At 70.9% G+C, this 13,406-nt stretch carries 13 protein-coding genes; 2 read left to right on the forward strand and 11 right to left on the reverse strand.

The features are described 5' to 3' along the window. Positions 1 to 7 precede the first annotated feature (7 nt). Positions 8 to 1,171 (forward strand): sensor histidine kinase, encoded by a 1,164-nt coding sequence (locus R6V09_RS02755; RefSeq protein WP_317879707.1) that lies wholly within the window; start codon positions 8 to 10, stop codon positions 1,169 to 1,171. Here R6V09_RS02755 and R6V09_RS02760 read toward each other — a convergent pair. From R6V09_RS02760 to R6V09_RS02800, 9 genes are all read right to left on the reverse strand, one after another. Next, positions 1,128 to 1,871 carry a response regulator transcription factor gene (locus R6V09_RS02760; RefSeq protein ID WP_317879708.1) on the reverse strand — a complete coding sequence of 248 codons (744 nt, stop codon included), beginning with the start codon at positions 1,869 to 1,871 and terminating at the stop codon, positions 1,128 to 1,130. The two genes, R6V09_RS02755 and R6V09_RS02760, sit on opposite strands and share 44 nt — an antisense overlap. Before the next feature lie 74 nt (positions 1,872 to 1,945). Next, positions 1,946 to 2,773: an ABC transporter ATP-binding protein gene (locus R6V09_RS02765; protein WP_317879709.1), complete on the reverse strand. Its 828-nt coding sequence runs from the start codon at positions 2,771 to 2,773 to the stop codon at positions 1,946 to 1,948. Between the two features lie 24 nt (positions 2,774 to 2,797). Next, positions 2,798 to 3,574 carry an ABC transporter permease gene (locus R6V09_RS02770; protein ID WP_317879710.1) on the reverse strand — a complete coding sequence of 259 codons (777 nt, stop codon included), beginning with the start codon at positions 3,572 to 3,574 and terminating at the stop codon, positions 2,798 to 2,800. Continuing rightward, positions 3,571 to 4,344, reverse strand: coding sequence for an ABC transporter permease (locus R6V09_RS02775; protein WP_317879711.1), 774 nt, complete (start codon positions 4,342 to 4,344; stop codon positions 3,571 to 3,573). The genes R6V09_RS02770 and R6V09_RS02775 overlap by 4 nt, the downstream gene beginning before the upstream one ends. After that, positions 4,341 to 5,306, reverse strand: a complete 966-nt coding sequence (locus R6V09_RS02780; RefSeq protein ID WP_317879712.1) for an ABC transporter substrate-binding protein — start codon at positions 5,304 to 5,306, stop codon at positions 4,341 to 4,343. Before R6V09_RS02780 ends, R6V09_RS02775 begins: the two co-directional genes overlap by 4 nt. A gap of 320 nt (positions 5,307 to 5,626) precedes the next feature. Continuing rightward, the gene (locus R6V09_RS02785; protein ID WP_442809955.1) at positions 5,627 to 5,842 is read right to left on the reverse strand and encodes a helix-turn-helix domain-containing protein; all 216 of its coding nucleotides are present in this window, start codon (positions 5,840 to 5,842) and stop codon (positions 5,627 to 5,629) included. After that, positions 5,839 to 7,029, reverse strand: a complete 1,191-nt coding sequence (aroC, locus tag R6V09_RS02790) for a chorismate synthase (protein ID WP_317879713.1) — start codon at positions 7,027 to 7,029, stop codon at positions 5,839 to 5,841. Before aroC ends, R6V09_RS02785 begins: the two co-directional genes overlap by 4 nt. A 3-nt stretch (positions 7,030 to 7,032) precedes the next feature. After that, positions 7,033 to 8,217 carry a 3-hydroxybenzoate 6-monooxygenase gene (locus R6V09_RS02795; protein ID WP_317879714.1) on the reverse strand — a complete coding sequence of 395 codons (1,185 nt, stop codon included), beginning with the start codon at positions 8,215 to 8,217 and terminating at the stop codon, positions 7,033 to 7,035. A gap of 5 nt (positions 8,218 to 8,222) precedes the next feature. After that, positions 8,223 to 9,041: an SDR family NAD(P)-dependent oxidoreductase gene (locus R6V09_RS02800; protein WP_317879715.1), complete on the reverse strand. Its 819-nt coding sequence runs from the start codon at positions 9,039 to 9,041 to the stop codon at positions 8,223 to 8,225. A gap of 272 nt (positions 9,042 to 9,313) precedes the next feature. Here R6V09_RS02800 and R6V09_RS02805 point away from each other — a divergent pair, with 272 nt between their 5' ends. Continuing rightward, positions 9,314 to 10,150, forward strand: coding sequence for a shikimate dehydrogenase family protein (locus R6V09_RS02805; RefSeq protein ID WP_317879716.1), 837 nt, complete (start codon positions 9,314 to 9,316; stop codon positions 10,148 to 10,150). 29 nt (positions 10,151 to 10,179) lie between these two features. Here the strand turns inward: R6V09_RS02805 and pabB are convergent, their stop codons facing one another. Continuing rightward, positions 10,180 to 12,312, reverse strand: a complete 2,133-nt coding sequence (gene pabB / locus R6V09_RS02810; protein WP_317879717.1) for an aminodeoxychorismate synthase component I — start codon at positions 12,310 to 12,312, stop codon at positions 10,180 to 10,182. A gap of 49 nt (positions 12,313 to 12,361) precedes the next feature. Next, on the reverse strand, positions 12,362 to 13,093 hold the full coding sequence (locus R6V09_RS02815; protein ID WP_317879718.1) for a methyltransferase: 732 nt from the start codon (positions 13,091 to 13,093) through the stop codon (positions 12,362 to 12,364). Between the last annotated feature and the right edge of the window lie 313 nt (positions 13,094 to 13,406).

The following is a 13,406-nucleotide window of genomic DNA, read 5'->3' on the forward strand; positions in this document are numbered from 1 at the left end:
GGTGAGTGTGCTGGACGGAATACGCGGCCGGGTGCTCGGCAATCCGTTCCTTGTCGACGGGTTGCTCGCCCTTCTCTGGGCCGCCCTCATCGTCCCGGCATTCTTCCGGGAGGGCGTCTCGGTGTGGCCCGCCACGCTGTTCACGCTGTTGTCGGCGGCGCCGCTCTCGGTGCGACGGAGCATGCCGGCGGTCGCGCTCGCGGGGACGACCGTCGGCTATCTCGTCGCCCTGCTGTGGATGACGGAGCCGGGCCCGGGAATCGTGTGTTGTCTGGTGGCCCTGTACTCCGAGGCCGTGTCCGCGCCGCGCACCCGCGCCCTGGTCACCGGCGCGATCGCCGGAACCATGATCCAGGTCTTCACCCTGATCGTGACGGGGGTGCGCGTCTTCGATCCGGCCAACCTCATGCTGATCGCGTGGCTCGGTGCGGCCATCGCCGTCGGCGACGCCACCAGGAACCGCCGCGCCTACATCCAGGCCATCAAGGACCGAGCCCTGCGCGCCGAGCGGACCCGGGAGGCGGAGGCGTCACGGCGGGTGGTCGAGGAGCGGCTGCGGCTCGCCCGCGACCTGCACGACATCGTCGCGCACAGCATCACGGTGATCAACTTCCAGGCCGGAGCCGCTGCCCAGCTGCTGCGCCGGAAGCCCGAGGCGGCCGAGGCGGCCATCGAGCACGTGATCACGGCGAGCGGCAGCACGCTCGCGGAACTCGGCACCATGCTGACCGTCCTGCGTCAGCCCGACGGTGAGACAGCACTGCCGGAGCCCATGCCCACCCTGGACCGCCTCGACGATCTCCTCGACGGCTTCCGGGCCGCCGGCCTGACGGTCGACCTGGAGCGCGACGACAGGACCTTCGGTCTGAGTCCTGCCGTCAGCATGGCCGGCTACCGCATCATCCAGGAGTCGCTGACGAACGCCTTCAAGTACGCGACTCCCCGGACCGCGACGGTCCGGCTGTCCTTCGCCGCGCACCGGCTCCGGGTCTCGGTGGTCAACCCGGTGACCCGGACCGGGGACCGGCGGCACTCCCCATGGGGCACCGGTCGGGGCCTGGTGGGTCTGCGCGAGCGGGCCGCTTCCGTCGGCGGTCGCGTCGACATCGTGGAGGGCGGCGAGGAGTTCAGCGTGGACGCCCGCCTGCCCGCACTTCCCTCGAAGCCGTGAACGCCGGCTCCGGTCGGCGTCCGGCAGCGGCCGGGCGGACGAGCCCCGCCCGGTAGGCGATCACCACGAGCTGGGCCCGGTCCCGGGCGCCGAGTTTGGCCATGGCCCGGTGCACATGGGTGCGGACGGTCTGCCGGGAGATGACCAGGTACTCGGCGATCGCCTGGTTGGACAGTCCCTCGGCCACCAGCGCCACGATCTCCCGCTCCCGGTCGGTGAGTTCGGCCAGTTCGCCGGAGAGGGCCGTGGGCGGTCCGTCGGGCAGGGAGAGGTACCTCGTGATCAAGGTCTGGGTGGCCTTGGGCGACAGGAGGGCCTCGCCGCGCGCCGCGATCCGGATGGCCTCGGGCAGCTCCGCGGGACGCATTCCCTTCCCCAGGAAGCCGCACGCCCCGGCCCGAAGGGCCTGCAGGACGTACTCGTCCACCTCGTAGGTGGTGAGGATGACGATGCGGACGCCGTCCAGCTCCGGATCCGAGACGATCTCCCGGGTGGCCGCGAGACCGTCCAGCTCCGGCATGCGGATGTCCATCAGCACGATGTCCGGTGTGGTGCGGCGGACGATCTCGATGGCCTCGCGGCCGGTCTCCGCCTCTCCCACCACCTCCAGGTCGTCGGCCGAGTCGATCAGAATGCGGAATCCACCCCGCAGCAGGGCTTGATCGTCGGCGATGACGACCCGGATCGCGGCGTCCTTCATGCCGCCACCCTACGGCAAAACGGAGATTGCGTCTCCGTTACGGCGACCGCGATCCGGAGGGCCGTGGGCCCGGCTCAGCCGGCCGCGCTCCCCTCGCCGTCCGACGCGGCCGACAACGCGGACGTGTCCGCCCGGGCCGCCCGCTTCGCCGCCTGGATCTGCTCGTAGACATGCGTCCGCAGTTCCGTGAACCGAGGGGAGACCCGGGTGTGCAGCTGGTCCCGTTCGTCGGGCAGGTCGATGTGCAGCTCGTCCTGTACGACCGTCGGCGAGGCGGAGAGGACGACGACCCGCTCGCCGAGGTAGACCGCCTCGTCGATGTCGTGGGTGACGAACAGGACGGTGATCCCGCGCTCCTGCCACAGGACCCGCACCAGGTCCTCCAGGTCGGCGCGGGTCTGCGCGTCTACGGCCGCGAACGGCTCGTCCATCAGCAGGACTTGAGGCTCGTAGGCCAGCGCACGGGCGATCGCCACGCGCTGCTGCATCCCCCCGGACAACTGCCAGGGATAGGCGTCGGCGGCGTCCGGCAATCCCACCGACCGCAGGGCGTCGGCGACCAGCTCCCGGCGTTTCGCCTTCGGCAACCCCTTCTCCTTCAGGGGGAGTTCGACGTTGTCGGCGACCCTCATCCAGGGGAAGAGGCTGCGCCCGTACTCCTGGAAGACGATCGCCATTCCGGGCGGCGGGCCGGTCACCGGTACGCCGTCGAGGAGCACCTCTCCCGAGGTCGGGCTGAGCAGACCGCCCATGCACTTCAACAGGGTCGTCTTGCCGCAGCCCGACGGGCCCACCAGACAGACGAGTTCACCGGCCTTCACCGTGAAGGTGAGGTCGCGGACCGCCTCCACCTGCCGGCCGGACCCCTGGTAGGTCTTCCGCAGGCCACGTACGTCGAGCATGGTTCGCCCTTTCACGATGTTCATTCACGACCGCCGGGTGGACGCGCGCAGGCCGTGGTACCAGCCGAGCACCCGGCGCTCGGCGAAGTGGAAGGCGACGGAGAGCAGGAAGCCGAGCAGGCCCAGGAGCAGGATTCCGGTCCACATGTCGGGGATGGCGAAACTGCGCTGGAACTGCACCACGGTGAAGCCGATGCCGTTGTTCGCCGCGAACATCTCGCTGATGACCATGAGGATGATGCCGATGGAGAGGGCCTGGCGCAGGCCGGCGACGATCTGCGGACTCGCCGAGGGCAGCACCAGGTGGCGCAGCCGCCCGACACCGCCGATCTGATACGAACGCGCCGTCTCCAGCATCACCGAGTCGACCGCGCGCACGCCCTCCACCGTGTTGAGCAGGACCGGCCAGACACAGCCGCTCGCGATCACCACGATCTTCATCGTGTCGCCGATGCCCGCGAACAGCATGATCACCGGCACCAGCACCGGCGGTGGCACGGCCCGCAGGAACTCCAGCACCGGTTCGCAGAAGGCCCGCACTCCGCGACGGGAACCGATGAGGGTGCCCAGTCCGACGCCCACGACGCCCGCGAGCGCGTAGCCGCAGGCCAGGCGCAGCACGCTGGGCACCACGTCCGAGCGCAGGCGTTCGCCGGTCCACACCGAGGGGAAGATGCGCAGGATCGTGCGCAGTGGCGGCCAGAACGGGTCGGTGCTCCCGTCCGACGCGGCCCACCACAGCCCCAGCAGCACCGCGGGCAGCCCCACCGCGAACAGCACCTGCCGTGTCAGCGCCTTCACAGTACGGCCTCCCCGCGTACGGACTGATGCCAGGCCAGGGCCCGTCGCTCCACCGCGCGGGCCCCCAGGTTGATCAGCAGACCGAGCACCCCGGTCACCGCGATCAGCGCGTACATGTGCGGTACGGCCTGCGAGGCCTGGGCGACCGCGATCAGCGAGCCGAGTCCCGGTGCGCCGATGACCAGTTCGGCCGTGATGGCGAGCACCAGGGCCACCGCCGCCGCGAGCCGGATCCCGGTCATGACGTAGGGCAGGGCGGTCGGCCACAGCACGTGCCGGACGCGCGCCCAGGTCCCGAGACCGTACGACCGTGCCGTCTCGTCGGCGACGGGGTCGACGTCCTGGACGCCGTACAGGACCTGGACGAGCACCTGCCAGAACGACGCGTACACCACCAGCAGGAGCACCGAGCGCAGTTCGCTGCCGTAGAGCAGCACCGCCAGGGGGATCAGCGCCACGGACGGGATGGGACGGAGGAACTCGATGGTCGACGACGTCACTTGGCGCAGGAACGGTACGACCGTGATGAGCAGGCCGCAGAGGATGCCCGCGCCCGACGCGATCCCCAGGCCGATCACCCAGCCGGTCAGGGTGTCGCCGAGCGCCGACCAGAAGGCGCCGTCGCCGAGTTCGTCGCCCAGCGCGCCCGCGATCCTGCTCGGCGGCGAGAAGTAGTCCGCGCTGACCAGACCCAGTCGCGGCACGGCCTCGCCGAGGGCGAGGAAGGTCGCGAGCCCCGCCGCGCCGAGCAGTGCGTTCGGAGTCCTCACGGCAGCAACTTGTCCAGGTCGGGGGCGGTCTTGAACAGCCCGTCCTGCTCGCCGAGTTTCTCCAGGGTCTGCACCGAGGACCGGCTGATGTCCTGCGGCCACTTCGGCAGCGTCACCTTCGACAGGACGGAGGCCGGGATCTGCGTGTAGGTGGTGACGACGTCGCGGACCTCGGCGGGGTGGCTGTCGGCGTAGGCCAGCGCCTCGGTGGTGGCCTGCTGGAACTTCTTCACCACATCGGGGTTCTTCGCCGCGTATGTCTGCGAGGTGAAGTACATGGCGACGGTCAGATCCTTGGCCACGTCCACATACGGTGACGCGATCTCCACGCCTCCCGCGTTCAGGATGGTGGTCAGCGCGGGCTCGACGGCCATCGCGGCGTCCACCTGACCCTTTTCCAGGGCGGCGGGCATCTGGTCGAAGGCCAGTTCCACGAACTTCACCTTCGCCGGGTCCCCGCCGGCCTTGCGCACGGACTCGCGGACCGAGGTGTCGAGGATGTTCTTCAGCGTGTTGACTGCGACCGTCTTCCCCTCAAGGTCCTTCGCCGACTTGAGGGAGCTGCCCTTTTTGACGACGAGCGCGCCGTAGTCCTTTCCGTCCACGCCGGTGGTCGCCACCCCGTTGGAAACCGCCTTCACCTGCACGCCGTTGCTCTGAGCGATCATCAGCGACGTCGTGTTGCTGAAACCGAACTGGAACTGGCCGCTGACCACGCCCGGGACAATGGCCGAGCCGCCCTGTGCCGTGGTCATCGAGACGTCGAGACCGTACTTCTTGTAGATCCCCTGTTTCTGGCCGAGATAGATGGGGGCCACGTCGACGATCGGAATGACCCCGACCTTGACCTTGGTGGTACCGCCGCTTTCCGACGCGGAGTCGCCGGAATTCCCGGACGATCCACAGGCGGTGGCCGCGAGCAGAATTGAGGCGGCGGCGATGCCGACGAATAGGCGTTGCATGGTCTGTCCTCCCGCGGACCGCACCGAAATGTTCCGGCCGGTTCGCGCGCAATGGGATGTGGCAGGGCGAAAGACGAAGCTTCATGAAATGGCGTCGAGTCCGACGTGCCAAAGGTGTCGTCCGCGGCCCACCCGCACATCCCCCGGGCACCGTCACTGGGCTCTACGGCAGCCGCCGTACAGCGGGCGGGGGGTACGGTCACAGCCGTACCGGGCCAAGGCGGCCCTGGACGGTTGAGGGGAACTCGACGAGACGCCGGGGCGCCCTCGTCGGCTCGACGGCCGTCGGAATTCGGGGCTGTCACCGCGCCCGGTGGCGGTTACTCGTCCGCTGTGAGGGCGGTGAGTGCGTCGCGCAGGCCGGCGCGGGCGGTGACGCCGAGTCTCGGGAACACGTTGTAGAGGTGTCCGCCGACCGTGCGGGCGGACAGGTGCAGCCGTTCACCGATCGCCTGGTTCGTCAGGCCCGAGGCCGCGAGCGTGGCGATCTGCGGCTCCTGCGGAGTGAGCCGGACCTGGCTCGCCCGGCCCGTCAGCCACGTAGGTGTCCCAGTTCCCGTAGGTACGTGTGCGCGTTGCGGCGGGTCTCCGTCACCGAGTCGCCGCCGAACTTCTCGACGGCGGCGTCCGCGAGGACCAGGCCGACCATGGCCTCGGCCACCACGGCCGCCGCGGGCACCGCGCACACGTCCGACCGCTGGTGGTGGGCCCTGGCAGGCAGATTCGTCGCGGTGTCCACCGTGGCCAGTGCCCGGGGGACGGTCGCGATGGGCTTCATGGCCGCCCGTACGCGCAGGATCTCGCCGGTCGTGATGCCGCCCTCGACTCCTCCGGAACGGCCGGTCGTACGGCCGGGAAGAGGATCCCCCGGGACGATCTCGTCGTGGGCGAGCGAGCCGGGGACGCGGGCCAGGCCGAAACCGTCGCCCAGTTCAACTCCCTTGATCGCCTGAATGCCCATCAGGGCAGCCGCGAGCCGCGCGTCGACACGGCGGTCCCAGTGGACGTGGCTGCCCAGGCCCGGCGGCAGGCCGTAGACGACGACCTCGACCACACCGCCCAGCGTGTCGCCGGAACGGTGGGCGGCGTCGATCTCGGCGACCATCGCCGCGGAGGCGGCCGGGTCCAGACAGCGGACCGGGTTGGCGTCGACGGCGGCGGACTCCTCGGGGCGGGGCAGTGATCCCGAAGGTGCCTTGGCCGTGCCGAGTTCGACGACATGGGAGACGACCGTCACGCCGAGCGTCTCGCTCAGGAAGGAGCGGGCCACCTGGCCGAGGGCGACGCGGGCGGCGGTCTCGCGTGCCGATGCCCGCTCCAGGACCGGCCGGGCCTCCGACCAGCCGTATTTCTGCATGCCGGCGAGGTCCGCGTGGCCGGGGCGGGGCCGGGTCAGCGGGGCGTTGCGGGCGTGGTTCTCCAGTCGCTCCGGAGGGACCGGATCGGCCGACATGACCTCCTGCCACTTCGGCCATTCCGTGTTCGCCACTGTGATGGCCACCGGGCCGCCCTGGGTGAGGCCGTGGCGTACACCGCCCAGCAGCGTGACCCGGTCCCGCTCGAAGGCCATCCGTGCTCCGCGGCCGTGTCCGAGCCGGCGGCGGGCCAGCGCGTTCGCCAGGTCGTCGGTGGTCACCGGGACCCCGGCGGGCAGCCCTTCCAACGTCCCGACCAGCGCGGGGCCATGAGATTCACCGGCGGTGAGCCAGCGCAGCCGTCCCATCCCTCACCCTCCCGTGGCGAAGTTGCGTGCCCCGTGCAGCCAGGCGACCTGGTCGTACAGCTGCTCCGGGGAGAATGACGCGAGCATCTTGTTGCGGGCCTTCGCGGCCTCCCGCGCCGGGTGATAGAGGCGGCGGCCCATCTCCCGTGCCACGAGCTGGGCCCTGGCCGTGCGCTCCCGGCGGTTGGCCGCGTACTTCTGGAGGATCTGCGGGAAGTCCGCCGCGTCGCAGTCCAGCAGGTCGCCCAGATGGACCGCGTCCTCCAGGGCCTGGCACGCGCCCTGGGCCGCGTACTGGAGCATCGGGTGGGCGGCGTCGCCCATCAGGGCCACCCGGTGGTCGGTCCACCGCTCGACCGGATCCCGGTCGCACAGCACCCACGTCTTCCAGTCCCGGCCGAGTTCCAGCAGGGCACGGGCGGTCGCGCCGAGGCCGTCGAACTCGCCCAGCACGTGCGCGCGTTCGACGGGTACGCCGGCCACCGCCCGGTCGGCGCCGTCGTCGCGGGTGGCGGCCAGGTTGAGGAAGCCGCCGCCGCCGATCGGATAGTGCACGAAGTGCCACTTGGGGCCCGCCCACAGTGTTACGGCGTGCCAGCGCAGCTCTTCGGGCACCTCGGCCATGGGGATCACGGACCGGTAGATGGTGTGCCCGGAGACCTGGGGCTCTCCGTCGCCGAGCAGCTGCGCCCGCACGGTCGACCGGATGCCGTCCGCCCCGATGAGGGCGTCGCCGCAGACACGTTCGCCCGAGGCGAGGACCGCGGCGACCCGCGTGCCGTGCTGCTCGTACCCGGTGACCGCCGAGCGCGGCCGGAGGCCGATCAGGTCACTGCGGCGGCATGCCTTGAGCAACGGCTCGTACAGGTCGGTGCGGTGCACGACCGCGTACGGGTTCCCGAACCGGCGCCGGTACGCGCCGTCGAGCGGCATGACGGCCACCTTTTCACCAGTCGTGCCGTCCATGAAGCGCAACTCGTCGATGTGGACGGCCCGTTCGCGTACGGCGTCACCGGCGCCGAGCCGGTCCAGGGCGTGAAAGGCGTTGGGGCCCAGCTGGATTCCGGCGCCCATCTCGGTGAAGTCGTCCCACTTCTCCAGGACCGTCACGCGGTGGCCGTTCCCGGAGATGCCGAGTGCCGTGGCCAGTCCGCCGATTCCGCCACCCGCGATCACGATGTCCGCCATGGTGATCAGACCCTCCTGCCGGCCGAGCCGTCGGTCGTGGGGGACGTTCCGCGCCGCGGGTCGAGCGCTGCGGCGGGGGGCATGTTCGAGACGCCTCCGGCCGGCACCAGGTCGTGACCGACGGCGGACTCCGACTCGTCCGAGGCGAGCCGCAGCACGGTGTTGGCGATCTCCTCCGGGGTCGCGCCCCGCCCGGCCCGGGAGGCCGTGGCCTCCGCGCGGCCGGATTTCTCCGTGCCGGTCCGGCCGGGGCTGACGGCGTTGATCCGGATGCCCTCGGAGATGTACTCACGGGCCGCCGTACGGGTCAGGGCGCTCAGTGCCGCATTCGAGGCCGCGTAGGCGCCGAAGGCGGGCAGGCGGCCGTGGACGCCGACGTTGCAGGCCGTGTTGACGATGACACCGCCGCCGTGCTCCCGCATGTGCCGCACCTCGTGCTTCACACACAGCCAGACCCCGGTGAGGTTGGTGGCGAGGACGTCCGACCAGGTGACCTCGCACAGGTCGGCGACGGGGCGGACGGGGCCGGTGACACCGGAGTTGTTGAAGGCGACGTGCAGGCCACCGTGCCGCTCGACCGTGGTGCGGACCACGCGGATGACGTCCGGGCCCCGGGTGAGGTCGGCCGTGACGGGGCTCGCCGGGCCACCTGCCTGCCGGATGAGCTTCACCGTCTGTTCCAGGTCCTCCGGCTCTGGTCCCGCGACGGCGACGGTGGCGCCCTCACGCGCGAAGGCCGGCGCCGTCGCCCTGCCGATGCCGGACCCGCCTCCGGTGACGAGGGCCACCCTGTCGGTGAGTCGGTGCGCGGATCGATGGGTCATCAGGCGTCTCCTTTCTCCCGGTTCACCAGATGTCCGCCGTTCTCGATTCCCTGTCGCGCCATTTCCTGGTTCGCCATATGACTGTGAATCAGGCCGTAATGGGTGGTCAACGCGTGGCCTATTACTTCGTCATCCGATGCCGAGAGCGCGCGGAGGGTGACGAAGTCCCGTCCGGATTCCGTCAGTCGGCGTGAACGGCCTGACGGAACGCCATTCCGGATGTATTGCTGAAGGGTTGAGCACAGGGTCCATGGCGGAAGGACGGTGCCCGCATGCGTACTTCACCGAGAGTGGCGGTGCTGGGATCGGACGTCGCCCGTTCGGCGACGTTGCGGCTTCAGCGCATCGCACAGGCGGCACTGGAACTCGCCGGGACCTGCGTGGCGATCGAGTGCGACGAGGAGGGGCTCGCGCCCGTGGTCACCTCGCTCGACCCCTGCCACTGGACGGCGTTCGTGCTGCTGCCGCCTCTCGAACGTGCCGTGGTGGCCCTGTTGGACGACGTGACGCCGGTCGCGCGTGCGCTGGCCAGGGTGGACACCGTCACGTTCGCGGACGGAAGGTGGCGTGGCGAGAACACCCGGGCGCAGGGCATCGCGGATGCTGCACGCCGGGCGGGGGTCCGCGGAGTGCGCCGCGCGGTGGTCCTGGGAGCGGGGGACGGTGCCTGCGTGGCACTCGCCGCGCTGCGGAGCCTCGGGCCGGACCATGTCGACCTGGTGATGACGAGGCCGGCCGAGCACGCGGCCGAACGCGCCGTGGCGCACAGCCTCGCCATGGGGCTGCGGACGCATCCGTCCGGAGCTCTCGCCGTGGTGCTGCGGACGGCGGACATCCTGGTGTCGGCCCTGCCGCCCGCCGAAGCGGCCCCCTACTCCGCGCTCATCGCCCGCTCCGGGGTCGTCGTACTCGATCTGGCCCGTCTCGCCGAAGGACGGACGCGGCTCGTGCGGGCGGTGGCGTTCGCCGGCGGGACCGTGATCGACGGTCTCGAACCGCTGCTGCAGCGCACCGTTCGCCAGGCGGAGCTGCTGACCGGCCGGCCGGGCCTGACCGTCGAGGCCCTGCGCGCGGCGGTGCCGAGGGCGCTGGCCGGGGCGGAGGCGTGAACTCCCGCCCCGGCAGGGCACGTTGCTCGTCATGCCGTGTGTTCCATGGGCGCTCGCCCGGGGAAACCGCTGTCCAGGAGCCTGAGCAGCGGCGCCGCCTTGACGGCGGTCTCCTCGAACTCCTCCTCCGCGTCGGAGAGGGCGATGATGGCACCGCCGACTCCGTAGCGGACCTGGCTTCCCGACGCGACGAGCGTGCGGATCACGATGCTCAGGTCGCTCGCTCCGGTCAGCGACAGGTAACCGATGGCCCCGGAGTACACGCCACGGGCCGCGCCCTCCAGGCGGTCGATGATCTCCATGGTGCGGATCTTGGGAGCGCCGGTCATCGAGCCGCCCGGGAACGCGGCCCGGACGGCGTCGACCGCGGAGCACTCGGCGCGCAGTGTCCCGCGTACGGTGCTGACCAGCTGGTGCACCGTGGCGTAGCTCTCCACGTCGAAGAGGCGGGGGACGTGCACCGATCCCGGTTCCGCGCAGACCGCCAGGTCGTTGCGGACGAGGTCGACGATCATCAGGTTCTCGGCCCGGTCCTTCTCGCTGGCCCGCAGGTCCTCGCGGAGCGCCGCGTCCTCCTCCGCGCTCGCTCCCCGGCGCCGGGTGCCCTTGATCGGCTTGGACTCGACGGTGCCGTCCGCCTCGATCCGCAGAAACCTCTCCGGTGATGTGCTGAGCACGGACAGGGCGCCGAACCGCAGGAGCGCTCCGAACGGCGCCGGGCTGGAGCGGCGCAGCGACCGGTAGCTCTCCCAGGGATCCAGCGGGGCACGCCCTTCGGCCATGTTGGTCAGACAGATCTCGTAGCTCTCTCCCGCCGCGATGAACTCCTGGCACTCCCCGATCAGTTCGAGGTAGCGATCGCGGTCGTGGCGCAGCGTGATCGGGGCCGGCCGCCGGGACTCGGCCGGCGGTCGCGGAACCCGGTCGGCCAGTTCCCGGGTGAGGGTGCGGGCCGTCGCGTCCAGCCAGTCGCGGGCCGGCCGCTCGTCGTCCTCGGCCAGGGCCAGCAGATGGGTCGTGGCGGTGGCGTGGTCGAAGACGATCGCGCGGTCCGCGAAGACCATCGCCGCGTCGGGGTCGGGCGAGCGGTGGGTACGTGCCCCACCGCACTCGGCCTTGAGTTCGTAGCCGAGGTAGCCGACCCAGCCGAGGACGAAGTCGCAGGGCAGGTCGGGAGTGTCGACCTCCAGGCCGGCCAGGTCCTGGTCCAGCCAGTCGAGAAAGCCGCCGCGGACGATGTCCGTCGTACCCCCGGACGTCACCTGGACCACCTGGCGCCAGGTGTCGGCCCTGGCGACCCTGGCCAGCGGGCCGGACGCGTCCCCCATGACGGAGAAGCGGCCCAGGTCGCCGTCGGCGCGGCTGCTGTCGAGCCAGAACGCGTGCTTTTCGGATCCGAACAGCCGCTGGAAGACCACCTCGTCGTGCCAGCGGGTGGGAAGGGACTCGGTGAGGACACGCAACCTGCGGACGGGCCGTCGCGGGCGTACGGCGCCGGATGCCGGGACGGTCCGGGACCGGGTCGTCCGGGGCTGAGCCGTCCGGGACTGGGCGGTCCGGGGCTGCGCGGTACGGGACGGATCGTGGTGCCGCCGGGTCAACTCGGCGAAGTTCTCCAGCAGTTGGTGCCCGTGTTCGGTGCAGATCGACTCGGGGTGGAACTGCACCCCCCACTGCGGGCGGTCCCGGTGCCTGAAGGCCATGAGCAGGCCGTCCGGGGTCCAGGCGGTCGCTTCCAGCTCGTCGGGCAGCCGGGTCACCGCGAGCGAGTGGTAGCGGACGGCCCGGAACGGCGAGGGCAGTCCGGCGAAGAGGCCCGTCCCGGTGTGCCGCACGGGCGACAGGCGGCCGTGCCGGGGTTCCGGGGCGCGGCCGACGCTCGCTCCGTAGGCATGGGCGATGCCCTGGTGGCCCAGGCAGATGCCGAGCACCGGCAGGACCGCCTTCTCGATGATCTCGCGGCAGATCCCGAAGTCGGCCTCCCGCTCCGGGGTGCCCGGCCCGGGGGAGATCACCACGTTGTCGAAGCCATCGAGGTCGTCGATGCCGAACCGGGGGTCGTCATTGCGGATGATGACGGGGGACGCGCCGTTCACCTCGGCCAGGTAGTGGGCGAGGTTGTGCGTGAAGGAGTCGTAGTTGTCGACGAGCAGGGTGCGCATGGGCGGAAACCTCGCGTGGTCGGCGATCGGTCTGGACTGTGCGGTCCGGTCAGGACCAGGTGGTGAGCAGTCCGGCCGGGCGGTGAGCACGCGTCGTCGCGACACTCACCTCCACCAGCCGGTAGACGATGTCCTCGGTGCCCTCGCGAACGGTGCGGGTACGCAGCACGCTGAGGGTCCGGTCGCAGTCGTCGGCCATCCTGCGGAGCGTGTCGAGGTCGCCCCGGGTGCTGAAGCTGAGCAGCACCGACCCGCCGGCGGTGAGCCGGCCGGGCGCCTCTTCGAGGAACCGGCGGTGTGCCCGGTATCCGGGGTCCACGTACGCCTGCTGGTGCATGCCGTCGAACTGGTAGTCCTCCGGTGCGAGGACGTAGTTGGAGTTCCAGACGACGAGGTCGAAGCGCTCGTCGGCGGGAACGGCCGAGAACAGATCGCTCTCTACGGCCAGGAGACGGTCGCCGACGTGGTGACGGGCGGCATTGAGCCGCGTGTTCTCGACGGCCTGCGGACTGATGTCGGCCGCCACCACGCGGCAGCCCGCCAGTGCGGCCTCGACCGCGATCAGTCCGCAGCCCGAGCCCATCTCCAGCACCGAGCCGGCGCGGGGAAACTCCACCATGTCGAGGCAGGCCTCGGTCGCCGGGGAGAAGACCGGCGCGAAGACGTCGTCGAGCAGATCCCACTCGCGGCCCCGCATGGAGAACACCTGCGGCCGGTCGGGCCTGCTGCGGGCCTCCTCGCAGCGCCGCAGGGAACGTGTGTAGTCACGGGTGTACGACATGAGGCTCATCCCCCTGAGCTGGAAAGAAGGTTGGCGGGCCTGCGCCGCGCCGCCCCCTGATCGTCCTCGTGTCGTGCCGAGGACGTGGGGACGACTCTGCCTAGGCACGGCCCGGTGGGGGAAGGTGAACCATTCACCGAGTCCACTCGCTCCGCCGGTGGCTGACGCACAGCACCTCGAACGGGCCACTCGGACCTGGTCCGAAAAGAGTGCCCGATCGGGCACCCCGGGATGCTGCCCGGTCGGGCACCCCGCCTCCGCACGGAAGAGTCTCGGAGGAACCCACAAACTCCTCTAAAGTCCCGGGAAACGT

Origin of the sequence: Streptomyces sp. W16, from assembly GCF_033194735.1 — a bacterium.
Lineage (GTDB): Bacteria > Actinomycetota > Actinomycetes > Streptomycetales > Streptomycetaceae > Streptomyces.